This window comes from Terribacillus halophilus (assembly GCF_900162685.1).
Taxonomy (GTDB): domain Bacteria; phylum Bacillota; class Bacilli; order Bacillales; family Amphibacillaceae; genus Terribacillus; species Terribacillus halophilus_A.
The window spans coordinates 1,779,419-1,805,713 of sequence record NZ_LT727828.1 but is presented as its reverse complement, the minus strand read 5'-3'; the positions used below and the strand labels follow the sequence as shown (position 1 = coordinate 1,805,713).

The following is a 26,295-nucleotide window of genomic DNA, read 5'->3' as shown; positions in this document are numbered from 1 at the left end:
TTATTTGCCTTCCAGCTGTGTTTCTTTGAATTGTTTCTTCATAGCTGCAGGTGCTTCTTTTACAGATGTAATAATTGTTTTCGTGCCTTCGGTAATGGATTGGACATTTGTTTGTATCTCTTTTTGGTGCTGCTGCAGAACAGTCTGCTCTTGTTTGATTGTCTGCATATCCGCTTGCATCGGTGCCATCGTCTTATTGATATCATTCTTCGTTGCAAGCATTGACTTGGTAGCTTTTGCAATCATAACAGCAGCAACCGCCAGCGCTCCGATAACAATAACACCGCACACAATCCACATGATTGTACCCATTTCCATATAGCGTGCCTCCTTCAATTCTCTATGTATCTTTACCCTAATATGCGTCTATCGTAACATACACTCGACAACTTTGTTAAAATTTTAGGTTGAAACTGTGCGCCATCTCCTTTATAATTCTTTGATAAGATATTGTTGTCGCAATATTCTATTATTAGGAACAATTTAGGAGAAAAAAAGAAAGAAAAATTTAAAATGACAGGGAGTCCTAGCTTTGAAACAACAAACTTTTGCTTTTACACGCAGCGAAAACCTAAAACAGAAACCGGAAGCGAGTACACTAGAATTCGGGAAGGTGTTTACTGACCACATGTTTACAATGGATTATTCAGCTGAGACTGGCTGGCATGATCCGCAGATTATACCGTATGCACCGCTTGAGCTAGATCCAGCAGCGATGTGCTTTCATTACGGGCAGACGGTTTTTGAAGGCTTGAAAGCCTATGTTACGGAGGAAGGAAAAGTATTGCTGTTCCGTCCAGACAAAAACTTTGAACGTCTTAATCGTTCAAATGACAGATTGTGTATTCCGAGAATAGATGAAGAATTGGCTTTAGAAGCATTGCGACAGCTTATTTCGGTCGAGAAGGATTGGATTCCGACTGCAGAAGGAACTTCGCTCTACATTCGTCCATTTATTATTTCGACGGAGCCGTTCCTTGGAGTAGCTGCATCGATCAGCTACAAGTTCATCATCATTTTGTCTCCTGTGGGCGCTTACTATAAGGAAGGAATTAACCCAGTAAGCATCGCAGTAGAGAATGACTATGTACGCGCAGTCAAAGGCGGCACAGGCGATGCCAAAACTGGCGGAAACTATGCTGCAAGCCTGAAAGCACAAGAAGTCGCTGCAGCATCTGGTTTTTCGCAAGTTTTGTGGCTGGATGGTGTGGAGAAGAAATATGTTGAGGAAGTCGGCAGCATGAACGTCTTCTTCAAAATTGATGGCGAAATTGTCACACCGCAGCTTAACGGAAGCATTTTGCAAGGTGTCACGCGTGATAGTGTGCTGCACCTGTTGCATCACTGGGGCTATCCAGTTACAGAGCGCCGCATAGCAATTGCAGAAGTTGTGCAAGCACAGAAGGAAGGCAGACTGGAAGAGGTATTCGGCACAGGCACAGCAGCGATTATTTCACCTGTCGGCAAACTTTCCTACGAAGGAGAAACATACGAAATCAACAACGGCGTAACTGGAGAAGTTGCCAAGCGTATTTACGATACAATCACAGGCATCCAAAAAGGCGAACTGGAAGATACGTTCGGCTGGACTGTGGAAGTAAAATAAAATTATAGCTAACTCTGCGAGAAACCAAACGGTGCTGTGACAATATAAGCATCGTTTGGTTTTTTAGCATTAGATAAGAAGCTTAATCAAACTTACATACATGCAGGACTATAGATGTTACAATATTTTGGTATGATTGTATGACATATGCAAATGGCGGGGTTAATGCTCAATAATTACTTCAAAGGTCTTTGTCAACATATATTGGTCTGAAGTCTTAGGAAATTCTGTTCTAATAGAGATAGAAGAGCTGCCTAACATACTCAAAAACGAACGTGAAGACAATAAAAAGAGAGAAGGGTTTACTTCATGAAACAAGGAACAGAAGTTTATGAATATGAACGATATTCCAATGAGTTGTTGGAGAAATACAAAGTACCTGGTTTTGTAATCGGCTTAGCTAAAGATGGTGAATTATGTTATGAGAAAGAGTTTGGTCATCGTGACGTAGAAGCACAGCTTCCGTTAACATCAGATACCGTTTTTGGTGTTGGTTCCATTACGAAGGCCTTTACAGCTATAGCTATTCTTCAATTGCAAGAAAAAAGTGAACTATCAGTAGAAGACTGTGTCATTACATACTTACCGGAATTTAAAACATCAAATGAAGCGTACACAAATCAAATGACGATTCATCATTTCTTGACACATACATCAGGTATACCGCCATTACTCACCTTAATCGGCTCAATTAAGAAGAGCATGGAAAAGGACCCGAAATTCGGGGGAGATGAACAGCAAGGTAATCCTTTGGATGCGATTCCGTCAATTGATACATTTTCTGACTTAATAGATTCTATTTCTAAGACAGAATTTTCACCGCTTGGAGCTCCGGGAACACAATTCAGTTATTCTAATGACGCCTATGCCCTTTTGGGTGCAATAATCGAACAGGTCAGTGGTACGACGTATGAACAGTATGTGCAAGAGAATATTTTAGAGCCTGCCGGCATGCATAACAGTGGTTTCCATTACAAGGCTGCTATGGACGCGGAGGAAGACATAGCTGTTTTATATGACATCCGAGAGCAAGATGGTGAAAAAGTTATCTTTAGATCCAATAATCCTTGGGACGCTCCTGCGATGCGCCCGGCAGGATTCTTAAAATCAACAGTGAATGATATGCTCAAGTTTACAGAAATTATTCGTAACGCTGGGAAGGTTGGTCTTGTGCAAATCTTGAAACCTGAAAGTGTGGAATTAATGACAACACCGCATATTCAATCTGCGCATGAAAGTTTTTACGGTTACGGATTAACTATCATTCCTGATTTCTTTGGTTATAAACTTATTCATCATGGCGGAGATCTGAAGGGTGTAACTGCCCAGATGAATATCTTACCTGAACTTGATCTGACGGGAATTTCGCTTGCAAATATAGCAGGAGCTCCATCTTCGAAATTGCTTTTTAGTGCATTTGCCAGTCTTCATCTGGATAAAACAATTCATGCATCGCACTTAAACATTCAAACTGCAGATATAGCTTCTGAAGATTTAATGGAATATGAGGGAACTTTCCTATCAGGGGACGGTATGATGAATAAATTGTATGTAGAAGATGGAAAGCTGCATGTAGCAACAGCTGGAATGCCTGCTGCATTGCTTGAGCCAATCGGAAACGACGAGTTTCAGCTTACTATAAGAGAAATGCCATCCACCCTTCGTTTTATAAGAGATGAGAACAAGAAGATTGATCGAATGGAGTTTGTTTTACGTCAAATTCCAAAGTTAGAACATAGTGAGTAAGAGAATCATTCAATAAAGGGTTTTGCAAGACGTACTTAATTGCATATCCTATTTCTTATTCCGCCTCTTCTTTTAAGCAGCCTACTAACGCTTTTCATTTCTGTTTGTCTAGAAAATCTATTACATCCTACGTCAATTTGCTATATAATCATTAATAATAAAATTTGATTTGCAAGATGAAAAGGTGAATGAAGATGAAAAGGATAATTGTGAAAATAGGCAGCAGCATGCTGTCAGAAGCGGGCGGCGGAATGAGTGAACAAAAGATTCGCCGGCATACGGAACAGATTGCGATGCTTGTAAAAGAAGGCTATGAAGTGATTCTAGTTTCTTCCGGTGCGGTGGCTGCGGGATTTCGTCAGCTTGGCTATCCGTCCAGGCCGGTAACAATCGAGGGAAAACAGGCGGCGGCAGCGATAGGACAAGGACTGCTTGTACAAGCATATACGGACGCTTTCTCCAAGCACGATATGAAGTGTGCCCAGCTGCTTTTGACACGAGATGTGTTTACTAATGCAGATCAATATAACAATAGCTATAATACCTTACAGGAGCTGCTGAAGCGAAACATCGTCCCAATTATCAACGAAAATGATTCAATCTCTATTCGGGAATTGACATTTGGAGATAATGATATGCTTTCTGCTTATGTGAGTGGCTTAGTCAAAGCAGATCTGCTGATTTTAATTACGGATGTGGACGGTATTTACGACAAAAATCCGAATACGTATCCTGATGCTAAACGATATGATCGGCTAAAATCAATCCCTTCAGAAATGCAAGCTTCCATCGAACAAGTATCAGGATCGAAAGTAGGTACTGGCGGTATGTATTCGAAGGTGCTGGCTGCACAGACAGCATTGGAATTAGGGGTTCCTGTTTTTATCGGCACAACAAATGAAGCTTCTACGTTACTGGCAATTTCTCAAGGTGAAGGTGCTGGAACGTATATTGGTGATGAAGCTGCAGAAGTACAGCGGAAAACCAAACAATGGCTTTCGCATCACGCAAGAGCAACAGGTACTCTGACTGTCGATGAAGGAGCAGTACAAGCACTGCTTGAACAAGGGAAGAGCTTGCTGCCAATTGGCGTCACCGAAGTAGAAGGTACCTTTTCACCTTCAGCAGTTGTTGATATTATGACAGAAGAGAAACAACTGCTTGCCCGCGGAATAAGTGATATTTCTTCTGCTGATTTGCGAGAGATGCTCGAGCGAAGAGATCATGCGCCTGCTTCCACTTGGCATAAAGCAGTCGTACATCGAAATTATATCGTATTATTTTAAACAAGCCGCCCAGCCTGTCAGCTAGGGCGGCTTCGGTGTATAATGGCCATAGGAAGGGGGAAGAGCAAATGAAAGTAATGATGCTCGTCCAGACGATGTATAAAAACAACCTGCTTCGTGAAGGCGGTACATATGAAGTTCCGGAAGAAACAGCAAAACGCTGGATACGAAGTAAGATTGCTAAACTAGCAGAATAAGGAGGGATAAAGATGGATTTAGGTATGAAAGGAAAAACGGCATTAGTTGTTGCAGCAAGTAAAGGTTTAGGAAAGGCTACAGCTATGCAGTTAGCAGAAGAAGGTGCAGTCGTCCATATTTTGAGCCGTGATGAACAAACACTCAAACAGACCAAAGAGGAAATCATTAAAGTCTCTGGCAACAGCCTTGTTTTTTATTCTGTTTGTGATGTAACAGATGCGCAGGCGATAACGCGGGCAGTGGAAGCAGCGAAACAGCATACCGGTTCCATCGACATCCTGGTTAATAACGCCGGCGGTCCGCCAGCTGGTAAGTTAGCCGATTTTGAGGATCAAGACTGGCAGCAGGCTTTTGAACTGAATTTGCTTAGTTTTGTTCGTTTCATGCGTGCTATTGTGCCGGTTATGAAAGAAAACGGAGGAGGTCATATTTTAAATATCGCCTCCTCATCTATCAAACAGTCCATCGATAACTTGCTTCTATCTAATACTTTTCGAGCTGGCATCGTTGGCTTAGCAAAATCGCTGTCGCAGGAATTGGCACCAGATCATATTCTGATTAACACGTTAGGACCTGGGAAAATTCATACCGAACGCGTAGATCAGCTTGATCAAAAATCCGCAGACCAGCTAGGTAAGCGTTTGGAAGAAGTCCAAAAAGAAAGCCAGGCAGCGATTCCAATCGGCCGATACGGCAAGCCGGAGGAGTTTGCGAAAATGGCTGCCTTTCTTGTCTCCTCAGCGAATACGTATGTAACGGGCCAAGCCTTTGTCGTCGATGGCGGTATGGTAAAGTCCATTCAATGATGCTTCATTTTAATATGATAATGACTTAAAGCGAGCAGCGGATAAATATACGGATAACTTTCATAGCGGATATAAAACTGACCCGGCAAACCGATACCGGTCGGATAGTCGACGGCGGCTTGCTGGTATTCTGCTGTAAGCAAAAACCGGATTCCTTGCTGCACCTCTTCGCTATGCTGTTCTCTGCATGCAAGCAGGGCGTCTACTGCCCAGGCTGTTTGGACTACCGTACTGATTGGCAAATCCACAAATGTGCCAACTTCCGCACTGCGGCATGATTCTCCCCAGCCGCCGTCATCATGCTGAACAGCTTTCAGCCAATTGACAGCACGCTTCACACATCGTGCGCTAGGCTCCACTCCGGCAGCTGTGAGTCCGGTAAGAGCAGCCCATGTACCGTATAAATAGCAGACCCCCCCNCACTCCGGCAGCTGTGAGTCCGGTAAGAGCAGCCCATGTACCGTATAAATAGCAGACACCCCACCTGCCATACCACGACCCATTCAATTCCTGATGCTTCTGCAGCCATTTGATTGCTTTTTTCATACTATAATGATCTTGCTTCAGGCTGGCATACGTTCCGAGAAATTCTAGTACGCGGCCGGTCAGGTCTGCAGTGGACGGATCAATCGCAGCATCCCGCGCATTTTCAATCGGAAGCTTTGTCAGCAGCCGCCAATCCGTATCTTTTTCAAACGCCGCCCAGCCTCCATCTTTGTTTTGCATCGCTAGTAAATAATCGCTGCCTTTTTTCCATGCTCGCTTGACATTCATATTATCCCGGGCAGATCTTGTAAGCGCCCGGAGAGCAGCGGCAGTATCATCGTGATCTGGGTGATTAGTATTAATATCAGAAAATCCCCAGCCTCCAGGTTCCACGTTTGGCTCATGAATTTGCCAGTCAGCTTTCTGACTGTGCTGCCGTTGCAGCAAATAATGCGTAGCAGAACGAATCATCGTACTTTTGCTGGAAACACCTGCTTGCTGCAAGCTGTAGCTAAGCAATGCAGTATCCCAAACTGTAGAGGTAGAGTTCTCCACATGGAGACCGTTGCAATCTTCATTAACCATCGAGTGTATGCCAGTCAGCGCATCCTGTATTCTTGAATTCTTCTCTTCGTATCCTAGTGCCAGATATGCATAAATCATAAAAAAGGTTGCACTGGCGTAGCTGTAAAGCGTTCCATCTGATTCTGTGCGTTCCTGCATGTACTGTTCAGCATAATTGTAACCAGCTCGGTGCAGACGCGCTGGCAGCCGAGCAAGCCGGCTCCATTCATTTGTTATCGTCCGCCAAGGTGACCCATCATCTGTTCGCTCATCCCATTCATCTTCGTACAAAAGGTGGTCAAGTGAAACAGTATGCTTACTAATCCGTTTGAACTTTTTATTTAAAAGCAGCAGCATTGGAACAAAGTGAATTCTGGCATAAGAACTGAACTGGAAGAAGTTAATTGGAAATGTTGTTGGTACGAGCAAGGCAGTCATCGGAAACTTAAGAAATGGCGGCCAAGGAATCATGCCATGCACAGCCAGCATAAAGCGAATCATAAAATGCGCTTTATTGATTCCGCCGTTATGGTTAATATACTGCTCTGCTTGTCGCAAACGACTTGCTTCTACACCCGAAAAACGAAGCGCAGCAAACGCGAGAACCGTAGCAGACAGGTTTCCGTTCCTCTCTCCCGGATAGTTTGCCCAGCTGCCATCGTCACGCTGTTTTTGAAGCAAATGCGCCTTCAGTTTTTCCACAGTCTCTAATTCTCTATGAAATGATGTGAAAGTCATTATATAAAAGCAATCTGTCAATATAGCACCTTCAAAACACATCCGCCAAGCGCCATCTTTTTCCTGCTTGGCTTCGAGATTTGCGACGTATTTATCAATTGTCGCTTTTACGTCATTAAGATGAACGGTATTCATTGTACAGCTCCTTTTCCTAAGAGTTTTGGGACGGAAAACATGCTGCAATATGATAAAATATGCGGAGAAAAGTAAATTATGACTTTAGGTTCCGTATCTCATATCAAAGGAGAATGAGCGATGCGTGCAATTGTAGCTGAAACGACAGGCGGTCCGGAGGTGCTGGTATACAGACAAGCAATGCTGCCAGAACCTGCAGCTGGGGAAGTTCGCATAAGAGTATTAAAAGCAAGCGTGCATTTTGCAGATATAAAGAAACGAAAAGGAACAAAGGGGAAAGGAAACCCTGGTATTCTAGGACTAGATGCAGTCGGAATCATAGACAAAGTCGGATCGGCAGTTGCAGAGTTTCGACCAGGGCAGCGTGTGATAGCCTTTGTCAAAGATGGGTCTTATGCAGAATATGCAATCGCAAGCGCGAAACTCACTTATCCCATTGCCGACCATGTCGACACAACTGTTGCGGCAGCAAGTCCGATTCCGTCCTTTCTGTCTTTTATGCTGCTGCAGCGAGTTGGTAGATTGGAGAAAGAGGAGACGGTTGTCGTTCACGCGGCTGCAGGTGGTACCGGGCTGACTTTAATTCAGCTTGCTAAGTTATTCGGCGCTGGGAAGGTGATTGGAACTGTTAGCAGCGCGGACAAAGCCGCTGTTCCTTTACAAATGGGCGCAGATCACGTGATTACGTACGACAAGTTTCCTCACTACGTCAATAAATTAACTGCAGAAGCTGGCGCAGATTTGATTTTTGATTCTCTTGCTGGAAGAATTACAGAAGATAGTCTAGCTTGTTTGGCGCCTTATGGCAGGTTAGTAAATTACGGGAATGCCAGCGGAGGCCCGGGAAGCTTGACCACATCAGATGTTCACGCGAGCTGCCGTTCGCTGCTTGGTTTCAGTCTGGGAACAACACGTCAAAAGCGACCACAAATACTGCAAGCTGTTTCAAACCAAGTCATCAATTTAATTGAGAAAGAAGCAATTACCTTTCCGAGAATAAAAGAATTCAAGCTGGAAGATGCTGCAAAAGCACATCAGCTATTGGAAAGCAGAACACATACAGGAAAAATCATCTTGCACATCACAGATTAGAGACAACAACGGGGGAATACAGAAATGAAATTCGTATCATGGAACGTAAACGGCATCCGAGCATGCGTAAAGAAGGGTTTTCTAGATTATTTTAAAGAACAAGACGCAGACATATTCTGCTTGCAGGAAACAAAGCTGCAAGCAGGACAAATTGAATTGGACTTGCCGGGTTATTATCAATACTGGAATTATGCCGAGCGGAAAGGCTACTCAGGTACAGCTGTATTTACAAAACAAGAGCCGCTTTGCGTTACTTATGGATTGGAAGATGATGTCGTAGAGCCTGAAGGCAGAATTATCACACTGGAGTTTGAAAAGTACTTTTTAGTTACCGTTTATACGCCGAATTCCAAGCGTGATTTAGCACGTCTCGCTGAACGGCTGGAATGGGAAGATCGGATTCTCGCTTATGTACAGGAGCTGGATGCACGCAAACCGGTCATCTTATGCGGTGATTTAAATGTGGCGCACCAAGAGATTGATTTGAGAAACTACAAAACAAACCGCGGCAACTCCGGGTTTACGACAGAAGAGCGCGAAAAGATGACAACATTCCTTAATACCGGATTTGTCGATAGTTTCCGCTATCTGTATCCAGAACGAACCGAGGCGTACAGCTGGTGGTCTTACATGAACAAAGTGAGAGAAAGAAACATCGGCTGGCGGATTGACTATTTTATCGTATCGGAGAGATGGAAAAGCAGAATTAACGAAGCAGAAATACATGCAGAGACACTGGGAAGCGATCATTGCCCGGTTTACTTGTCGCTGGATACAGAGTGAACCGACTGTTAAGGTCATGTGTTCGAAACGTTGAGAAACAGAGGTTTCTCTACGTCTTTTTATACTCCATGTGCACTGGACAAGTAAATAAGCTATAACTAATGAAGCTTGCTCAGCTTCTTTTGTGGATACTTAATTGTTTTCCACACGAAAAATCGATTGATTTACTTATATGACTTTATTGGTAATGGATACTACAGCACAAAAGGCGATTATAAGGTATCGGACCAGTGCAAAACTGCCTTGGTCTTTTTAAATGTCACATTTTTCTTAAAATAGGAATTCAGAGTAGAGAGGGAAATAACAAAAACAAAATGGTCTTCTCATAAGCTTTATAAAGAAAAAGATAAGACTATGAATTATATGTGTCTAGGGCCTCATTATATAGAAAACTATCGGAAAGGAAAAGTTAAGAGTTATGGCATAGCCGAAAATATCTAATAGAGAATACTTACATATAAAGGTGGAATTAGATGCCTAAAATTGATAATCTGTTAGCCATTCTATGGATGCTACGTTCGGGTGGAAAAGTTACTGCAAAACAAATTTCAGAAAAGTTAGAGCTGAATATTAGGACTGTTTATCGTTACATTGATACACTTTCAACAAGTGGTGTACCTATAGTTTCAGAACCAGGACATAACGGCGGATACACTATATTGAGCAATTTTATTGAGGCTCCTCTTTTTTTTGATTCCGAGGAGCAAACTTCACTAATCCACGCTGCTATATTTGCAGAAGAAGCCGGATATTATGGAGGTGAAGCACTAGAAAGGGCTATCTCAAAACTAAGTAAATACTCAAATCAAGAGCAGGAGACGAAGATAAACCACCATTTAACTAGTCTTGAAGTACTAAACCGATTAAATTCACTCCCTACCGAGCCTTTTTTGAAGGAGTTGGAGCAGGCTGTAGCTGACGAGTACTCAGTAAAAATTCTTTACCATAAAAGTGGCGAAAAGCAATTAAATTATAGATTGATCGATCCGTACAGAATTATCTATTGGAATAATAAATGGTATGTGATTGGATATTGTCATCTTAGGAATGATATCCGTAGTTTTAGAGTAAATCGAATGGAAAGTCTAATGCTAACTGAAAATAAGTTTAACCGGCCTGCAGATTTTTCGGCACGTGACTTTTTTATAAAAAGTATTCTTCCAACTACAGAAGATAAGGAAGAGATTATCTCTTTAGTTATTAATGGGGATAAAAGTGTATTGACTGATATTTGCCAACATTGGTTTTTAGGACATTATTTACAGGAACGAACTTCAAATCAAGCAGTTTTTCTTATTGAGAAAGATATGCTACATTCATATGTACCTTATTTACTCTTACCCTACAATAAATCTATTAAAGTCATTGAGCCAATAAGTCTTAAGACAAGACTTGTTGAAGTTCTGTCGGAATTAATAACATTTCATCAAGTATGATAACTACCCTGACGGTAACTGTCAGGGTAGTTATATTATTATAGCCATATCAATTGTGATTGGAGTGTTATGCATGCAAACAAAAAATGCCCTATTATATGTATTTAATACAATGTCGGACTGGGAATATGGATATCTAATTGCGGAACTAAACTCAGGAAGATATTTCAAAAAAGATTTAGCACCTTTAAAAGTTAAGACAATAGGAGCTAATAAAGAAATGATTACTACGATGGGAGGACTGTGCATAAAACCAGATATTTCCCTCGATGAATGTACGCTTGAGAGTAAAGATCTTTTAATTCTACCAGGAGGGGCTGCTTGGAGTGAAGAAATTCATCGACCTATATTGGAGAGAATTGGCCAAGCGTTAGATATTGGCACGATTGTTGCTGCAATTTGTGGTGCCATTGAGGGCCTCGCGAATATAGGATACTTAGATACAAGGAAGCATACAAGTAACAACTTAGAATATACTAAAATGGTATGTCCTAACTATAAAGGAGAAAAGTTCTATGAGTTAGAATCTGTGGTATCTGATGCAAATTTAGTTACTGCATCCGGAATAGCTCCTCTGGAATTTGCAATGGAGGTACTGAAAAAAATAGATGTATGTACACCAGCTGTATTACATTCATGGTATAACCTAAATAAGACTCACAACCCTGATTACTTCTTCCGGTTAATGAATTCAATAAATAAGTGAAGTAACTGAAAAGCTCAGTTTCTCTATTTAAACTATAGAGAAGCTGGGCTTTTTAATTTGGAGTTTCCTTATTGTTGTAAATTCGCATTTGCCTGGCGCTATCCTAATACACAACATTACCAGTTTTAGTTGATTCTAAAATAACATTCCCTGAATCATTCTTATAGTAAAAATAAGTGCTATCGTCGTCTTTAAATTTAACAGACACCATGTAATTTTTCTTGCCGCTTAAATTTGCGATAAATGGTTCAAGCATAACGATGTCGCTTTCTTGTTTTCCGTTGTCAATTAGGTATGCATGTACCGCGTCTTCTGCGCTATTTTTCTGGAAAGTCCAATATCCCCAAATGCTTACGGGAATTAACAATAAAATAAGAATAATTGATGGAATTATTACTTTTCTTCTCATAGTTTAAACTCCTTCTATCTAAATAAAGTTGCTAGACACTATGGCAATTTAGTTAAGCATATTTTTATGGATATAGCTTAAATCTGTCCTTCTCACTTTAAACTCTATATACTCCTATATTTTAACATAAGTGAGCTTCTTGACCTTAAAAGATAACACTAACTAAACCGCCTGGAGCATTTAGCCGATATGTTCATTCTAAGATATCAGAAAGTTTGATAAACTAATTAAAAATACATATATATGGTAGAAACGATACAGGCTAAGTAGGATGTGCAAAAAAAGGAGGGATGCTAATGCTTCGCATACTTTTGCGAATTCTAGCTGGCGGATTGCTGCTTTTCCTATGCATGGTACCTCGAACGCATGTTCACGTAGCCGGAAAAGAGGATATGATGAAAGAAAGGATTGAGAATTACCTGACGGCAGAAGAGCGTCTGCTAGGAGCGGTTGCAGCTATTCATATTGCAGATGCAGAAACAGGAAAAACACTTTACGAGCAACATGCTGATGTGCGCATGCGGCCTGCTTCCAACATGAAATTGCTCACGGCAGCTGCTGTATTACATGAATTAGGTCCGTCACATCAATTTCAAACAAAAGTTGCCACAGATGGGCTTATTAAAAATGGAAAGTTAGAAGGTAATCTTTACCTTATTGGCCAAGGTGATCCGTCTCTGACATACCAAGATTTGCAGCAGCTAACAATACAGCTGCAGAACTTGGGAATACATCATATCAGTGGCGATATAATCGCAGATGATACGTGGTTTGATCAGGAACGTTACAGTGAGGATACAACATGGAAAGATGAATCCGCATATTATGGTGCAGCAATCAGCGCATTGACTGTTTCACCAGATGAAGATCATGATACGGGAACGGTCAAGGTTGAAGTAAGTGCAGATACTTCTTCTCAGATACCGGCAATTCGGACAACTCCAGCAACAGATTACATAACGGTACGCAATAATGCTGTAATTGTGGGAGAGCAAGAAGAAACGGATTTGGAAATCGTTCGTACCCACGGAGAAAATGAGATTGTTATTTCTGGTAGCATCGCAAAAGGGGAAAAGGAGCAGGAATGGGTAGCGGTTTGGGAGCCCACGGAATATGTGCTGCATCTGTTTGCTGACTATTTAACGGAAGCCGGGATTAGTTGGGAAGGTGCAGCCAAAACAGGTGCAGCCCCGTCCCAATCCCAAACGCTATTAAATAGAGAATCTGCACCACTGGAGGAATTGCTGCTCCCGTTTATGAAGCTGAGCAACAATGGACATGCGGAGATGTTTATAAAACAAATTGGTCGAAAAGATAAGCCTGGTAACTGGCCAGACGGCATCGAACAAATGAAGCACTACCTCAAACAGCTGCAATTGCCAGTTGAACAAATGATAATTCGTGACGGATCGGGCTTATCTCATGCGAATGGTATAACGGCAAGACAGCTGACGACCTTACTAACAAAAATCCAAAAAGAAACATGGTTCCCTTACTTTTGGCGTTCCCTTCCAATCGCTGGCGAACCTGAACGAATGCTTGGCGGAACACTTCGCAGCCGTTTTACAGATTCAGAACTTGCTAGTAATGTAACCGCAAAGACTGGGACATTGACTGGGGTGAGCTCACTATCTGGTTATATGAAGACCAAAACGGGAGAACAGGTTGTTTTTTCGATTGTATTAAACGGCTTGTTAGATGAAGAAGATGGTCCGGTGATTGAAGACCATTTATTGAAATTGGTTTATGACAATTTGAACAGTATGCATAATAATTGATGAAAATAGACAGGATATTGGCATACGAACAGCGAAAGTACAAGGTAGGAAGGATATTTAGGAAAAGAGGAGTTAACGGTGAAACAAAGTCGCATGGAAGCAGATCTATATTGTATCCATTGTCGCGAAGAGTCTCCATTTACTATCACCTACATCAATGACAAACTAAAAACAATCTGCTGCACACAATGCCATCACGCCATCGATGTTCGGCTTGACCTGCAAAAAGAATTTATACAAGAGTGGCAGCAGCGGCTTCTTTCAAAGCCTTCCAGAATGACAACAGAGTACAGGGATGATCTAAGTCAGTTTCTTTTTACGCTGCCAATTCGGCTGGCGAGCAAACCATATCGATTATATGACGATATCAAGAAATCGCGCATCATTATGCGGGATTTCAAGGATGTTAAGCATTGGTAAAGCGCCTGGACAATATGTTCAGGCGCTTGTTTTTTGTGCTTTATAGAAGCGATCTGCGTGGTGAACAGAGAAGCCGAGGAAAACTAAACCAATGATGATGAAATAAACGAAGGAATCACTTTCTGCAGTAGCTAAAAGTACAGCTGCGCCATGCGAAACCAATGAAAGTGTAATCCAAAGCAGAAAACCTCGATCAACGATTGCGCTCTTCATGTACACCATCCTTTTTTATACAATGCTATATTACCATCTTATATGGAAAAAATGGTAGCTTTATCAAAACAAATTATGGTATTATATCGATATACGATATATATCGCATGACGATACACAGGGAGGTTATTCAATTGAAAAGAATTGCAGATTTGCTTCCTTTAACTCATACAACGTACTACATCCTAATGGTCTTGCGTCGGCCTCTGCATGGTTATGGAATTATGAAAGAGGTAGAGCAAATCAGTGACGGTACCGTCAAATTAGGTCCTGGCACGTTGTACGGTGTACTGAAAAAGATAGAAAAATTACAGCTAATTCGGAAAACAGACCAGGAAGATACGAAAAAGACATATCAGTTGACCGAATTGGGGCAAGAACTGCTGCTGGCAGAGTTTAAACGACTTAAAAAACTAGTAGAAATCAGCGAGAAGCAATTAGGAGGAGAACGATGGCAGAAATAAAGAAGGTAAGAAAATGGTTTTGGGCATGGAAAGATCAAAAAGAAGAAGTCTGGCTCCAGAAAATGGCGCGGGAGGGGTGGCAGTTAGAGCGCTACAGCTGGTTTACATATTATTTTAAAGCAACATCACCGACAAAGCTGGTGTATCGTCTAGACTATCAAACAGGCTTGCAAAACCAAGAATATTTTCAGTTATTTGAGGATGATGGTTGGGAGTTTGTGACGGGTTTTGGTGGTTGGTTATATTTTTGTAAAGAAAGTGATGGCTCCGATAATTGGAGATATACACAGATCCAGTTTCAAGATCATATAAATATGTGAAAGTGGCTAATTTCTTGGTATTTATCTTATTTATGCAATTATTTGCTTGGTGGCCACTCTCTGCGACAATACCAGAATCGTTATGGGTATTGGCGTTGTTCAGTCCAATCTATATTGTAGGTTTACTCGGAATCTATCTCTTAAGAAGTAAAGCAAAGAAACTAAAAGAGAATCAAATCTAGAAGTAGAGGTTGTTCTTAAAGATAAGAACAACCTCTATTGTTTTGCGTTGAAATTGAAAACTAGATAAGCCGCGGAAGCCGAAAGCCGCAGCAAAAATGAAGTGAAAAAACAAAACATGGACGAAAAAAACGAAACAACACCATCAATTAAATGTCGAATTGAAAAGAATTGATACGATTGAAATTATAAGCGGCATTTCTTTGATTTCTATCTATTTGACACCAGCTCGTATATCCGTCATAATATAATTATCTCGAATTCGAGGTAATTCCATTCAATAGGCTGGAGTGATAAAGATGAATCATTTAAAAGGTATCCACCATGTAACGGCAATTACAAGCAGTGCAGAAAAAAACTATGAGTTCTTCACATATGTGCTAGGCATGCGTCTAGTTAAGAAGACAGTGAACCAAGATGATATTCAGACGTACCATTTATTCTTTGCGGATGACAAAGGAAGTGCAGGGACAGACATGACCTTCTTCGATTTTTCTGGCATTCCAAAAGGTACACACGGTACGAATGAGATTTTCAAAACGGGCTTTCGGGTGCCATCCGATGCAGCGTTGGATTATTGGGTGAAACGATTTGATCGCTTGGATGTGAAACATCGCGGCGTGAAAGAGCAGTTTGGTATTAAAACAGTAACATTTGAAGATTTTGATGAGCAGCAATACCAGCTGATCAGTGATGAACATGATGAAGGGGTAGCGTCTGGAACGCCATGGCAAGACGGTCCGGTTCCGTTGGAATATGCGATTATAGGGCTTGGACCAATTCACGTTCGGACGGCTCATATTGATTACTTCAAAGAAATGCTGGAGAAAGTGCTGCAATTCCGCCCGGTAGCGCAAGAAGGATCTCTATACTTGTATGAAGTTGGCGAAGGCGGAAATGGTGCGCGAGTGATCGTTGAGCACAATACTGTTTTACCAGATGGAAGGCAAGGATACGGCACGGTACACCATGCTGCATTCCGTGTAGAGGATCGTTCTGTGTTGGAAAAGTGGATTGAACGGATGCATAGCTTTGGATTCCAAACATCCGGTTATGTGGATCGTCACTTCTTTGAATCGTTATATTCACGCGTGGCTCCGCAAATTCTATTTGAATTCGCTACTGACGGACCAGGATTCATGGGCGATGAGCCATATGAAACACTAGGAGAAAAGTTGTCGCTTCCTCCATTCCTGGAACCAGAACGGGAACGTATAGAAAAACTCGTTCGTCCGATTGATACGGTGCGCAGTACAAAGCATTTTGAAAAAGAATAAGCCAGAAAAGTGATGAATGGCGTGCGAAAAGCTCAGATAAAAATCTGAGCTTTTTTTGATGGAAAGATTACTATATGGTTTTGAAGAATTGTGTTCCGGAGTTATTCCAAAGGTCGTTTACACTCCGCTTAGAACGGAAGACTCTGGAAAAGTGAAATGGTTACGGCTGCCGTAGTTAGTGTGCCCGCAGAAGTTAACGTAATTATCTTTTGTCTATTCTGTTTTTCTGAAGGTTTAATCAGTTCTTGGGAGGCCGTAATCCAGATGACTAGGGATGCCAGCGTAATTACACTCATGAACATACTGCATGTCTCCTTTTTATTAGTTATAGAAGGGATGTCAGTTCTTTCGGTGTATAGTCTCTTGGGAATAATAAATCTAAGTATTCCTATACATATTTTAACATAAATTCACTAACACTGTATGCTGCTGCAAACATACAAAATTAGTTCCTGTTGGATTCTTGTTATTAGCGAATCATCACTTGAAAGCGTATAATAAAGGTGTAGCAAATCATCCCATACAGAAGGAAGGCTTTTATATGAAAGCAAAAGACTTCATGATTACAGACGTGATTGCAGCGAACGAACAAGATACAGTGAAACGGGTATTGGAGATATTCGTGAATCGGCGGATCAGCGGAATGCCGATATTGGATAAAAATCGGCACATCGTCGGTGTCGTCAGTGACGGTGATATTCTGCGAGGCATTCAGCCGAAAGATGCGAGCGTCTTTAACTATTTGTTAACGGTAAGCTACAAAGCAGAAAAACTGGATAAGATTGTCGAAGAACTGAAAGATCATCCGGTATTAAACCTTGCTAAAAAACGAGGAATTGTTACCGTGCATGAAGAGGATGAGCTAGAAGAAGTGGTGAACATTTTAGCCAAGCATCGCTTCAAAAAGATACCAGTACTGAATGACGAGAAACAGGTTGTCGGGGTGATCAGCCGCGGCGATGTGCTGCGCACCGTTCATTCCACACTGCTGAATGCGCTTTAAATGGTAAGCACTGACCCGGTTGAATGGGTTGGTGTTTTTTTATGGTACAATAAAGCTTACTAGTTTGTTAGTTTAAAAGGAGTTTTAGCTATATATGAGTATGACTGTCATATTGGCGGAGAAGCCTTCGGTCGCGAAGAATATCGCCGATGCATTAAAAATTAAGACAAAACAAGATGGTTTCTATGAGGGACCTAATTATATTATCACGTGGGCTTTTGGTCATCTGCTGCAGCTGTATGATGCGAAAGATTACGACACCAAAATGGCGAAATGGAAACTCGATAATTTTCCATTCGTGCCCGAAACGTTTCACTACAAAGTAAAGTCAAATCCTCGTAACCGAGATAATGCAGATCCAGGAGCAAAAAAACAAATCAGTATTGTAAAACGACTTATGCAGCGAAGAGACGTTGAGAAAATTGTTTCTGCTTGTGACTACGATCGGGAAGGGCAGCTGATTGGAGACAGCATTATTCGCTATATTAAACCGAATAAACCAGTTTACCGGCTGCTGCTGAATGAGTGGACAGAACAAGAAGTATTGCGCGGATTACAAGCCATGCGTCCGAATACAGAGTTAACACCACTTTATGATGCAGGTATCGGACGGCAGTGGGCGGATTGGGTTATCGGAATTAACTTGACGTCTGTTGCGACACTCCGTTATCAGAGCGGACGTGGGAAGGTGCTCAATATTGGACGCGTGCTGCTTCCGACGTTAAAAATCATCTATGACCGTGATGAAGAAATTCGTTTATTCAAACCGGAACCGTATTTCAAATTGCTGGCAACATTCCGCACACCTGAAAAGGAATTTTATGAAGGGGTGTACAAAGAGGACAAAACGGACAAGTTCAAAGAACGAGAACCATTACAAGCCATACTTCAGCAAATACAAGGCAAACAAGGGCAAATTCAAGACAAGCAAACAGAAGATAAAAAGGAATTTTGTCCGCCATTATTCAACTTATCTGGTTTGCAAGGGTATATGACCGGCAGATACAGCGGATGGACTTCGGATAAAGTGCTTAAAGTGGCACAAACGCTTTACGAGAAAAAGTATATTACCTACCCGCGTACGTCCAGTACGGCATTGGAGGAAAGTCTTGTCGGTAAAGCCGCTGGTGTACTGAAGAAAGTATCCGCTGGTTTACCTTATGAATCAGAAATTAAATTTACCCGGTCAAAGCGCGTTTTCAATAACAGCAAAGTATCAAGCCATAGTGCCATCATTCCTACGTATGTACTGCCAAAACGACTTACGCCAGATCAAGAACTTGTGTATACAGCTATTAAAAATCGCTTTATTATGCAATTTATGCCGGTTGCTGTATACCAAGAAACAACGTTGGTAACTGTCATTCCGGGAGTGTCGCTTCCAGGCAGCTTTATTTCTAAAGGTCGAATCCAGCTCGTGGATGGCTGGAAAAAGGTCGAGAAGCAGCAAACAAAAGAAACACTGCTGCCGGATGTTCAAAAAGACATGATTGTGGATACGTGGGAAACCTCGGTTACATCTCATATGACACAGCCGCCAAAGCCGCATACAGAAAAGACATTACTGCGTGTAATGGAAACGTGCGGAAAAGGCAAACAAGATGCAGAAGAAGTAGAGGAAGTGCTGCGCGGCTTTAGCATAGGTACACCAGCAACACGGGCGGAAACAATTAAAAAGCTGAAAGATATCCATTATATCAGCAATAAAGGCAAAGAGTTGCACGTGACAGATACAGGCAGAAAGCTCGTGGATACTTTCCCAGTTAAACCTTTGTTCGATTTGAACTTTACCGGACGGCTGGAGAAGACGTTGGCGGATATTGAGGATGCAAAAGTTGGCCGTGAAGAATTCCTTGAAATGATCTTTTCCTTCACGAAAGATGCTGTCCAAACAATGAAACAAGATGAAGCTGCTCCGATACGAACAATTGAAAAGCAAACATTAACACATGAAGTGCTCGGCAAATGCCCAGCATGCGGCGGCGATGTAGTAGAAGGCTATAAAGGCTTTGGCTGTAAAAACTACAAGAAATCATGCAGCTTTATCATTTGGAAAGCAGATAAGTTCCTCGGTTCTATGCGAAAGAAACCGACGAAAACAATGGTGAAAGCGTTGCTGAAAAGCGGGACAGCACATGTGAAAGGCTTGACGAGCAAGCGAGGAAAAAAATTCTCAGCTTATCTATCTTATAAGAAAAATACAGACAATGAGTATTACAGCTGGAATATGGAATTTGAAAAGAAATAAGAAGATCAGAAGAGCCATGCGTGCGATGCACACATGGCTCTTTTTTAAAACTCTTCATAAACAGCTGGATCTTGATTGGAAACTCTGCCATCTGTTTTAGTCAGACCGCTGATGGTCTCCATTTCCGCTTGATTTAATTCAAAATCAAAAATAGCAATGTTTTCTTGCTGGCGGCTTGGAGTAGCTGATTTTGGAATAGCAATACTGCCAAGCTGATAATGCCAGCGCAATACAAGCTGAGATACAGATTTTCCGTATTTTGCTGCAATATCAGAGAGTATAGGATTTTGCAGTAAATCTGTTTTTCTGCCTAATGGACTCCATGACTGCGTTACAATCCCGTTTTCCTCGTGGTATTGACGCTGCTTTTCTTGATTAAAATATGGATGCAATTCAATTTGATTGAGTACAGGAAATTCACCTGTTTCTGCTTTTAATCTGTCCAAATGCTCTGGCAGGAAATTGCAAACGCCAATGGAGCGGATCAAGCCCCATTTACGAGCATCCTGCAACGCTTGCCATGCTTCTACATAGTTGTCTTGCTTTGGATTCGGCCAATGAATTAAGTAGAGATCATAATGGTCAAGACCAGCACGATAGAGAGATTCTTGGATGGTTGTTACCGCATCGTCGTATTTTTGATAGCGTCCAGGCAGCTTGGACGTAATCAACAGTTCTTCTCGTTTGATGCCGTGCTGTTTGATCGCTTGACCAACTGTCGCTTCATTTTCATAATTGTACGCCGTGTCCAGCAGTCGATAACCGGCATCAATAGCACTGCGGATAGCCTGCACGCCTTGGCTTCCTTTTAGCTGATATGTACCGAAGCCGACAGCCGGATATACGGAGCCATCATGAAATTTCTTTACGGGGATAGGTAGTTGTTCCATTTGTATCTCTCCTTCCAATTCTACTACTAGCCTAGCATAAGACAGACTGCATTGTCTTAAGGAAACACTTACTTGCGGTTTTAGATTTAGGTATTTTTTGGCCTTAAGAATAACGAACGAATTCTAACTTCTGCTAGATCCATTTCTGGCAGTTGCTGCTCCACCAAACAATAAATTTCTTCTGTAATTGCTTCCAATTCGCTAATACCTGCCCGGGGATCATTTAAAAAGACCGATTCGAAACGGGCTGCTATATGTACCGGTGCAAGAGGCATCAATGCTAACGAATGCTGCTGCCATTTGTATGCAGGATGGTGTACATACTGTTTATTTAAACCAAAGAGCATTCCCATTAATTTGGTCTGTACTTCTGCTATCATCTGATATAGCATCAACCAATCCTGGCGCTGAAGTAAAGCTTCGCGATTATTCCACTTTGTACCCAAGTCCATATTGTCTCGAATCATTGCAACACGCAATTCGTCCGGATAGGTGTGAACTTTAGCTTTCAGTGTTTGTAATATTTGATTATCACTCCCAGCGATACCATCAAGGACGGAAGCTGCCAAACATTGCTTGTTTAAGTCTGTGTCGAAAGCCAATACGACATCATCTAATAACTTGTCTATTGTAGACGTTAAGAAGTTACTAATCTCTAATTTTACTCCCTGGCTAATATAGGTCTCTGACCATTCTTCCTCTTCATAAGGAAAGAAATCAATTATACGGCCATCTTGTGCTTTAATTGGTCTGGTTCTATCTGCATCTGTTGGTGCTGATTCCCATAAAACGAAGATTTCAATGTCGGAGTATGCATCTTGCCAATCTCGAGATACGGACCCGCCTATAAAAGCTGCGTCGACTTTAGAATTCAATTTATATATATTGCATAATTCGATTGCTTTATCATATAGTTTCACATATAATCCCCCTTTCCCCAATTATATAGGATAGTAGTTTTCATGATATATAGTTTTTATTTATGCCCTTAAAACCCTAGGAGAAACACCTTCTAATTTCCCTTATGTTCGCTTATACTTAATCATACAGAGGTTAACAGGAATAAAGGACTACGCCGGAAGTATGAGATAGATGAAATGAGGAAGTGCTGTGGCCACGATAACGATGCTTGAATCAAAAGTAAAGGAACTATCTAAAATGCTAGAGGCCTTAAAGGAATTAAATGCTGCTATTGATTTGCAGGATGTATTCCAGGGCATACTTGACCAAATGGTGATGATCGTGGAAGCGGAAGTGGCGATATTATGGATGCCAGAAAACGAAAAGAAACAAATCAGTGCGAAAGCGGCAGTTGGTTTGCCAGTTGAAAGTCTCTCTGATTTAACACTGTCAGAAGGGGAAGGCATTGTCGGGAAAGTGATTAAGACAGGAGAAACGGATTTTGTAGAAAATGCTGGCGAACTCCTGCCTGCCTGTTGTACTGCTTATCTTGATCAGCACGCTACCTCACTGTTAACAGTACCACTGCAAGCCAAGGGGAACGTATTGGGTGCTATTCAGCTGATGAATAAGAAGAACGGACGCTTCTTTAGCCAACGCAATATGAAACTTGTTGTAATGCTGGCTGAGCAATCTGCTTTGTCCTTACATAATAGTCAGATGTACGATGAGCTGTACAAGATGTTCGTTAGCATGATTCGGATGCTTGCAGAAGCGCTCGACGCACGTGATCCCCTGACAAAAGGTCATTCAGAGCGTGTGGCACGTTATGCTTGGCTGATCGGGAAAAGATTGAAACTCGATTCCCAGATGTGCTTTGAGCTTTATCAGGCAGCGATTTTACATGATATCGGAAAAATCGGCATCGAAGACCGGATATTACGAAAAACAACTGGATTGACGGACAATGAATTTGAGCTGATGAAGCAGCACACAGAAATCGGAGCGCGTATTCTTTCCGCTATTAAACCAAATCGTTTCTTTCAGAACTCTATTGATACCGCTATGCTCCATCATGAACGTATGGATGGAAGCGGCTATCCAAAGCAGCTGAAAGGCGAGCAAATACCGTTATTCGCTCGTATTGTCGGTGTTGCAGATGCGTTTGATGCGATGACTACGGAACGCACGTACAGTAAGGGCATGTCTGCCAAACATGCAGCAGCTGAATTGATTCGCTGTAAGGGCAGCCTGTTTGACCCGAACATTGTTGATATCTTTATTGGTATATTAGAAGATTGCGCTTATGATCTCAAATCGGTTCCAAAAACAGACGCGGGATAAAACCCTATATATAAACGTTAGCAGGATCAGACTTAGTGTCTGGTCCTTTTTGTTTAGTTGGATTTGTACAGGGTAGAAATAAGGAGACGAAAGGATGATAAACATGGAAAAAGATATCAATGCACTAATAAATAATATGACATTAGAAGAAAAAGTTCGGTTTTGCTGGGGAGCAAGTTTTTGGGAAACAGAATCGCTGGAACGGTATCCTTAAACAATTAAACGTATTTATTGAATCACTCAACTCTTAAACATGCAAGACACCCGGCCAAAGGACCGGGCGTTTTGTTAATTAACGAGCATTCGCTTTATTAAATTCAGTTTTACTAGGTTTTGTTGCAAGGTAGATCACGTAGCCGATAATTGCCCCTGCAATTGCTGGCAGCAGCCACCCAAGACCTAACGTGTACATTGGCAGGTTTTCAGTTAAGAATTGCTGTACCCCTGGAATAGGGATTCCAGCAGCGTTTAAACCTTCCATCAAACTAACTGCAAAAGTGAACAACAGACTCGTCAAGTAGACAGCTCTGCTTCCGCCGATAACATCATGCAAGAAAGTAAGGAAAATCAACACAATTGCTAGCGGATAGATGATCGTTAATACAGGTACGCTGAAGGTAATAATATTGGACAAACCAGCATTTGCGATAACAGCACTAAACACGGATAGTACAACAGCAAGAACGTTATAAGATACATTTGGAAGCAGGCGGCTGAAATAGCTGCTGCATGCAGTTACAAGACCAATGCTTGTAGTAAGACAAGCGCCGAATACAATCAAACCAAGTAATATATTACCTGCACTACCATAATAAAAGTCAGAGACCCCCGCTAATACGGAACCGCCATTATCCAATTGACCGATTCCTGCTACACTCGTTGCGCCAAGGTATGATAAAGAAGTGTAGATTAAAGCAAGAAGAACGGCTGCAATAACCGCTGCTTTCCATGTGAATCCAAGAATACTTTTACGATCTTTAATGCCGATATTTTTTACAGAATTAATCACAATGATTCCAAATACGAATGCTGCCAGAGTATCCATCGTCAGGTAACCTTCTTGGAAACCTTTAAAGAAAGCGTTACTGCTGTAAGCTTCTGTTGCTTCCTGCGGGCTGCCGATAGGGTTTACCAACACGGTAACAATAAGAATGGCAATAACAACTAATAATGCTGGTGTTAAGTACTTTCCAACAACCTCGACAATTTTTGCTGGCTTCAAAGAGAAGAAGCACGTAAGTCCAAAGAATACGATTGAATAGATGATTAACGGCCATGCACCGGAATCACCTGAAAGGAAAGGCTGAACACCAATTTCATACGAAACAGTTCCGGTACGCGGCATTGCAAACAGCGGGCCAATGGACAGATATAGGATAATCGTGAATGCGTAGCCAAAAATCGGATGCGCACGGCTTGCTAAGTCTTGCAAATCATTTTTACCGGATATAGCAAATGCTAAAATACCGAGTAATGGCAAGCCAACTCCTGTAATAATAAAGCCTAGGTTAGCTGTCAGCACATTCGATCCAGATTGCTGACCAAGTAAAGCCGGGAAGATTAGGTTGCCTGCCCCAAAGAAGAGGGCAAAAAGCATGAACCCAGTAATGATGACATAAGAAAACGGAATTGATTTTTTCATAATAGTACCTCCATAGGCAAAAATGCTTTTTCTAAATAGTTTGACAATTTAAAATAAATGAAATTTAAACTATGTTAGAGATTCTATCACACAACATAAAAAGGAACAACAATATTTTTTATTATTTAAGAAGTATATTTCTGTGCTGTTTCGGCATATATATTAGTAAAAGCCATATGGAGGCAGTATATATGCACTATTCGGATACAGATATCTTTCACGCGGAGTTAAGACGGCTTGAAGACGAATACAGAAGATGCCCAGATTCCGGGATTCGCAGCTTGATTCAAGAAGACATTCAGTTAATGGAACAAGCGATAGCAACAGCTGAGAGTTTATAAAGAAGAAGGCGGGATACACTGATTCAGGTGCATTCCGCCTTCTTTCTTAGTCTTCCTGCTTTTTTACAACTGGCTTATTGACAGTAAGGTCTTGTTTTTTCACGCGCTCACTCAAATATTTTACATAGCGGTGATCGTTAACGAGAAATGCAAGTTCTTCTCGCTTCAACTGTTTTTCCGCTTCTGCGAATGTATCATAACCAAGCTCTGCCGGCTTCTGATTTTTCATAATATAGAATTTCCGATTTTGCTGAACGATAAAGAATTTATCATTCTGCTCATTGCAGTACAACGTTCCCAGATCGTTTTCTGGCGTATTAAATTTGTTTTCCATTGCGTCTGGACGCAACGCTTGCAGGTCAAATGCGTTTTTAACAAATAGCTCAAATGCGTCTTCTGTTAACGTTGCACCTGATGCCTTCTGGTGGCCGCCTCCGCCATAATTCCCAGCGATGGCAGATACGTCGACATCATCATGAATGGTCCGGAGACTTAAACGCTTTGTTCCCATCATAATCATCACGATAAAGTCCAAATGCGGGAAAGTCTTTCCTAGATCATTGCCTAATTCGGATAGATAAGATTCTGCGTGCACAACGCCAGCAAGATATGTATCTACTTTAATTGGGACAACTTGCTTTCTTTTCTTCCGAATATAGCGTTCCGTTTGTGCGTCTTGTACTTGCAGCAGTTTTGCTTCCAAGTCATTAAAAACAAACGATTCGCTATGCTGCAGACGTTCAATCATTACAGCAGCAAATTCGTCAATGCTTTGCAAGAAGAGCAAGGCATTCAACTGCTTGGCTGCTTCATTCTGCCGTTTTTCCCATTCCCATGTATCGTATTGGCGGACAAGTTCAACAAACTCGCTCACCGATTTTGATTTTTCCATGTGTCCTTCTTGTACCAAAACATCATAAAGCATGCTCGTGGCGGATGTTTGTGCACCATCATCCTGCTTCGTCGCAATCCAAGCCCATTCGTGTGCGTTTAAATGTTCACTTGTTTTATGATGATCCACTAATCTTGCTTTGCCTCCAGCCTTAATGAATGCAGAAATTGCGGCTTCGTTTTCTTCATTCACCGCGAGATCCGTAACCCATAGTTCTTTATGATGCTGGGTTTCATCGGCTAGGAATTTCTTTACTTCTTCGTTCAAGCTGCTGATGGAGTTGTAGCGGATTTCGACATCCTCTCCAAAAGCAAGTGTCGCTAGAATTCCACAGCCGACACCATCCAAGTCGTTATGCGTCAATAATTTATACAATGTCTTCACCTCAATTA

26 protein-coding genes and 1 pseudogene are annotated in these 26,295 nt (G+C 41.6%); 18 read left to right on the top strand and 9 right to left on the bottom strand.

What is annotated here, in order from left to right:
• Complete coding sequence (locus B1K52_RS13770) at positions 1 to 318, bottom strand: hypothetical protein (RefSeq protein WP_077309183.1); 318 nt, start codon at positions 316 to 318, stop codon at positions 1 to 3.
• 214 nt (positions 319 to 532) lie between these two features.
• Here B1K52_RS13770 and B1K52_RS13765 point away from each other — a divergent pair, with 214 nt between their 5' ends.
• The 5 genes from B1K52_RS13765 to B1K52_RS13750 all read left to right on the top strand — a co-directional run bounded on the left by B1K52_RS13765 (position 533) and on the right by B1K52_RS13750 (position 5,642).
• Complete coding sequence (locus B1K52_RS13765; protein ID WP_077309181.1) at positions 533 to 1,606, top strand: branched-chain amino acid aminotransferase; 1,074 nt, start codon at positions 533 to 535, stop codon at positions 1,604 to 1,606.
• Between the two features lie 309 nt (positions 1,607 to 1,915).
• Entirely contained in the window at positions 1,916 to 3,352 is a 1,437-nt protein-coding gene (locus B1K52_RS13760) for a serine hydrolase domain-containing protein (protein WP_077309179.1), read from the top strand.
• A 188-nt stretch (positions 3,353 to 3,540) separates the two neighbouring features.
• On the top strand, positions 3,541 to 4,638 hold the full coding sequence (gene proB / locus B1K52_RS13755; protein ID WP_077309177.1) for a glutamate 5-kinase: 1,098 nt from the start codon (positions 3,541 to 3,543) through the stop codon (positions 4,636 to 4,638).
• A gap of 68 nt (positions 4,639 to 4,706) precedes the next feature.
• Positions 4,707 to 4,835 carry a hypothetical protein gene (locus B1K52_RS18315; protein ID WP_256855921.1) on the top strand — a complete coding sequence of 43 codons (129 nt, stop codon included), beginning with the start codon at positions 4,707 to 4,709 and terminating at the stop codon, positions 4,833 to 4,835.
• A 12-nt stretch (positions 4,836 to 4,847) separates the two neighbouring features.
• Positions 4,848 to 5,642 carry an SDR family oxidoreductase gene (locus B1K52_RS13750; protein ID WP_077309175.1) on the top strand — a complete coding sequence of 265 codons (795 nt, stop codon included), beginning with the start codon at positions 4,848 to 4,850 and terminating at the stop codon, positions 5,640 to 5,642.
• Here the strand turns inward: B1K52_RS13750 and B1K52_RS13745 are convergent.
• Positions 5,636 to 7,565: pseudogene (locus B1K52_RS13745) on the bottom strand (terpene cyclase/mutase family protein). The gene B1K52_RS13750 and the pseudogene B1K52_RS13745 sit on opposite strands and share 7 nt — an antisense overlap.
• Before the next feature lie 120 nt (positions 7,566 to 7,685).
• Here B1K52_RS13745 and B1K52_RS13740 point away from each other — a divergent pair.
• From B1K52_RS13740 to B1K52_RS13725, 4 genes are all read left to right on the top strand, one after another.
• Complete coding sequence (locus B1K52_RS13740) at positions 7,686 to 8,657, top strand: quinone oxidoreductase family protein (protein ID WP_077309173.1); 972 nt, start codon at positions 7,686 to 7,688, stop codon at positions 8,655 to 8,657.
• Between the two features lie 24 nt (positions 8,658 to 8,681).
• Positions 8,682 to 9,440 carry an exodeoxyribonuclease III gene (locus B1K52_RS13735; protein WP_077309171.1) on the top strand — a complete coding sequence of 253 codons (759 nt, stop codon included), beginning with the start codon at positions 8,682 to 8,684 and terminating at the stop codon, positions 9,438 to 9,440.
• Positions 9,441 to 9,913: 473 nt separating this feature from the next.
• Positions 9,914 to 10,876: a helix-turn-helix transcriptional regulator gene (locus B1K52_RS13730; RefSeq protein WP_077309169.1), complete on the top strand. Its 963-nt coding sequence runs from the start codon at positions 9,914 to 9,916 to the stop codon at positions 10,874 to 10,876.
• 73 nt (positions 10,877 to 10,949) lie between these two features.
• Complete coding sequence (locus B1K52_RS13725) at positions 10,950 to 11,582, top strand: type 1 glutamine amidotransferase family protein (protein ID WP_077309167.1); 633 nt, start codon at positions 10,950 to 10,952, stop codon at positions 11,580 to 11,582.
• 103 nt (positions 11,583 to 11,685) lie between these two features.
• On the opposite strand, the gene B1K52_RS13720 is transcribed toward B1K52_RS13725, so the two are convergent.
• A complete protein-coding gene (locus B1K52_RS13720) occupies positions 11,686 to 11,991 on the bottom strand; it encodes a DUF3139 domain-containing protein (RefSeq protein WP_077309165.1) in 306 nt (101 codons plus the stop codon).
• Between the two features lie 296 nt (positions 11,992 to 12,287).
• Between B1K52_RS13720 and dacB the strand changes: the two genes are divergently transcribed.
• Together dacB and B1K52_RS13710 are read left to right on the top strand one after the other, a co-directional pair.
• Positions 12,288 to 13,769, top strand: a complete 1,482-nt coding sequence (gene dacB / locus B1K52_RS13715) for a D-alanyl-D-alanine carboxypeptidase/D-alanyl-D-alanine endopeptidase (protein ID WP_179106559.1) — start codon at positions 12,288 to 12,290, stop codon at positions 13,767 to 13,769.
• 78 nt (positions 13,770 to 13,847) lie between these two features.
• Complete coding sequence (locus tag B1K52_RS13710) at positions 13,848 to 14,189, top strand: bh protein (protein WP_077309161.1); 342 nt, start codon at positions 13,848 to 13,850, stop codon at positions 14,187 to 14,189.
• Between the two features lie 18 nt (positions 14,190 to 14,207).
• On the opposite strand, the gene B1K52_RS13705 is transcribed toward B1K52_RS13710, so the two are convergent.
• Complete coding sequence (locus B1K52_RS13705; RefSeq protein WP_077309159.1) at positions 14,208 to 14,402, bottom strand: hypothetical protein; 195 nt, start codon at positions 14,400 to 14,402, stop codon at positions 14,208 to 14,210.
• A 107-nt stretch (positions 14,403 to 14,509) separates the two neighbouring features.
• Here B1K52_RS13705 and B1K52_RS13700 point away from each other — a divergent pair, with 107 nt between their 5' ends.
• The 3 genes from B1K52_RS13700 (at position 14,510) to B1K52_RS13690 (ending at position 16,643) form a co-directional block, all read left to right on the top strand.
• Entirely contained in the window at positions 14,510 to 14,866 is a 357-nt protein-coding gene (locus B1K52_RS13700; RefSeq protein ID WP_077309157.1) for a PadR family transcriptional regulator, read from the top strand.
• Positions 14,854 to 15,186, top strand: a complete 333-nt coding sequence (locus B1K52_RS13695; RefSeq protein ID WP_077309155.1) for a DUF2812 domain-containing protein — start codon at positions 14,854 to 14,856, stop codon at positions 15,184 to 15,186. The genes B1K52_RS13700 and B1K52_RS13695 overlap by 13 nt, the downstream gene beginning before the upstream one ends.
• A 479-nt stretch (positions 15,187 to 15,665) precedes the next feature.
• Positions 15,666 to 16,643 (top strand): ring-cleaving dioxygenase, encoded by a 978-nt coding sequence (locus tag B1K52_RS13690; RefSeq protein WP_077309153.1) that lies wholly within the window; start codon positions 15,666 to 15,668, stop codon positions 16,641 to 16,643.
• 128 nt (positions 16,644 to 16,771) lie between these two features.
• On the opposite strand, the gene B1K52_RS18030 is transcribed toward B1K52_RS13690, so the two are convergent.
• The gene (locus tag B1K52_RS18030; protein ID WP_179106558.1) at positions 16,772 to 16,945 is read right to left on the bottom strand and encodes a hypothetical protein; all 174 of its coding nucleotides are present in this window, start codon (positions 16,943 to 16,945) and stop codon (positions 16,772 to 16,774) included.
• Between the two features lie 239 nt (positions 16,946 to 17,184).
• On the opposite strand from B1K52_RS18030, the gene B1K52_RS13685 reads away from it, so the two are divergent.
• Entirely contained in the window at positions 17,185 to 17,646 is a 462-nt protein-coding gene (locus B1K52_RS13685; protein ID WP_077309151.1) for a CBS domain-containing protein, read from the top strand.
• 100 nt (positions 17,647 to 17,746) lie between these two features.
• Entirely contained in the window at positions 17,747 to 19,894 is a 2,148-nt protein-coding gene (locus tag B1K52_RS13680; RefSeq protein WP_077310605.1) for a type IA DNA topoisomerase, read from the top strand.
• A 44-nt stretch (positions 19,895 to 19,938) separates the two neighbouring features.
• On the opposite strand, the gene B1K52_RS13675 is transcribed toward B1K52_RS13680, so the two are convergent.
• Complete coding sequence (locus tag B1K52_RS13675) at positions 19,939 to 20,784, bottom strand: aldo/keto reductase (protein ID WP_077309149.1); 846 nt, start codon at positions 20,782 to 20,784, stop codon at positions 19,939 to 19,941.
• Positions 20,785 to 20,870: 86 nt separating this feature from the next.
• The gene (locus tag B1K52_RS13670; RefSeq protein ID WP_179106557.1) at positions 20,871 to 21,704 is read right to left on the bottom strand and encodes a DUF4037 domain-containing protein; all 834 of its coding nucleotides are present in this window, start codon (positions 21,702 to 21,704) and stop codon (positions 20,871 to 20,873) included.
• Between the two features lie 190 nt (positions 21,705 to 21,894).
• Here B1K52_RS13670 and B1K52_RS13665 point away from each other — a divergent pair, with 190 nt between their 5' ends.
• A complete protein-coding gene (locus tag B1K52_RS13665; RefSeq protein ID WP_256855918.1) occupies positions 21,895 to 23,028 on the top strand; it encodes a GAF and HD-GYP domain-containing protein in 1,134 nt (377 codons plus the stop codon).
• Between the two features lie 292 nt (positions 23,029 to 23,320).
• Here B1K52_RS13665 and brnQ read toward each other — a convergent pair whose 3' ends face one another.
• Complete coding sequence (gene brnQ / locus B1K52_RS13660) at positions 23,321 to 24,670, bottom strand: branched-chain amino acid transport system II carrier protein (RefSeq protein WP_077309145.1); 1,350 nt, start codon at positions 24,668 to 24,670, stop codon at positions 23,321 to 23,323.
• 191 nt (positions 24,671 to 24,861) lie between these two features.
• Between brnQ and B1K52_RS18025 the strand changes: the two genes are divergently transcribed.
• Positions 24,862 to 25,011 carry a hypothetical protein gene (locus B1K52_RS18025; protein ID WP_179106556.1) on the top strand — a complete coding sequence of 50 codons (150 nt, stop codon included), beginning with the start codon at positions 24,862 to 24,864 and terminating at the stop codon, positions 25,009 to 25,011.
• A gap of 46 nt (positions 25,012 to 25,057) precedes the next feature.
• Here B1K52_RS18025 and B1K52_RS13655 read toward each other — a convergent pair whose 3' ends face one another.
• Positions 25,058 to 26,278: a DHH family phosphoesterase gene (locus B1K52_RS13655; RefSeq protein ID WP_077309143.1), complete on the bottom strand. Its 1,221-nt coding sequence runs from the start codon at positions 26,276 to 26,278 to the stop codon at positions 25,058 to 25,060.
• Positions 26,279 to 26,295: the final 17 nt, after the last annotated feature.

Coding starts and splice junctions, on each gene's coding strand:
- B1K52_RS13770 (WP_077309183.1), bottom strand. CDS start 318: ATGGAAATGGGTACAATCATGTGGATTGTGTGCGGTGTTATTGTTATC.
- B1K52_RS13760 (WP_077309179.1), top strand. CDS start 1,916: ATGAAACAAGGAACAGAAGTTTATGAATATGAACGATATTCCAATGAG.
- proB (WP_077309177.1), top strand. CDS start 3,541: ATGAAGATGAAAAGGATAATTGTGAAAATAGGCAGCAGCATGCTGTCA.
- B1K52_RS18315 (WP_256855921.1), top strand. CDS start 4,707: ATGAAAGTAATGATGCTCGTCCAGACGATGTATAAAAACAACCTGCTT.
- B1K52_RS13750 (WP_077309175.1), top strand. CDS start 4,848: ATGGATTTAGGTATGAAAGGAAAAACGGCATTAGTTGTTGCAGCAAGT.
- B1K52_RS13740 (WP_077309173.1), top strand. CDS start 7,686: ATGCGTGCAATTGTAGCTGAAACGACAGGCGGTCCGGAGGTGCTGGTA.
- B1K52_RS13735 (WP_077309171.1), top strand. CDS start 8,682: ATGAAATTCGTATCATGGAACGTAAACGGCATCCGAGCATGCGTAAAG.
- B1K52_RS13730 (WP_077309169.1), top strand. CDS start 9,914: ATGCCTAAAATTGATAATCTGTTAGCCATTCTATGGATGCTACGTTCG.
- B1K52_RS13725 (WP_077309167.1), top strand. CDS start 10,950: ATGCAAACAAAAAATGCCCTATTATATGTATTTAATACAATGTCGGAC.
- B1K52_RS13720 (WP_077309165.1), bottom strand. CDS start 11,991: ATGAGAAGAAAAGTAATAATTCCATCAATTATTCTTATTTTATTGTTA.
- dacB (WP_179106559.1), top strand. CDS start 12,288: ATGCTTCGCATACTTTTGCGAATTCTAGCTGGCGGATTGCTGCTTTTC.
- B1K52_RS13705 (WP_077309159.1), bottom strand. CDS start 14,402: ATGAAGAGCGCAATCGTTGATCGAGGTTTTCTGCTTTGGATTACACTT.
- B1K52_RS13700 (WP_077309157.1), top strand. CDS start 14,510: ATGACGATACACAGGGAGGTTATTCAATTGAAAAGAATTGCAGATTTG.
- B1K52_RS13695 (WP_077309155.1), top strand. CDS start 14,854: ATGGCAGAAATAAAGAAGGTAAGAAAATGGTTTTGGGCATGGAAAGAT.
- B1K52_RS13690 (WP_077309153.1), top strand. CDS start 15,666: ATGAATCATTTAAAAGGTATCCACCATGTAACGGCAATTACAAGCAGT.
- B1K52_RS18030 (WP_179106558.1), bottom strand. CDS start 16,945: ATGTTCATGAGTGTAATTACGCTGGCATCCCTAGTCATCTGGATTACG.
- B1K52_RS13685 (WP_077309151.1), top strand. CDS start 17,185: ATGAAAGCAAAAGACTTCATGATTACAGACGTGATTGCAGCGAACGAA.
- B1K52_RS13680 (WP_077310605.1), top strand. CDS start 17,747: ATGACTGTCATATTGGCGGAGAAGCCTTCGGTCGCGAAGAATATCGCC.
- B1K52_RS13675 (WP_077309149.1), bottom strand. CDS start 20,784: ATGGAACAACTACCTATCCCCGTAAAGAAATTTCATGATGGCTCCGTA.
- brnQ (WP_077309145.1), bottom strand. CDS start 24,670: ATGAAAAAATCAATTCCGTTTTCTTATGTCATCATTACTGGGTTCATG.
- B1K52_RS18025 (WP_179106556.1), top strand. CDS start 24,862: ATGCACTATTCGGATACAGATATCTTTCACGCGGAGTTAAGACGGCTT.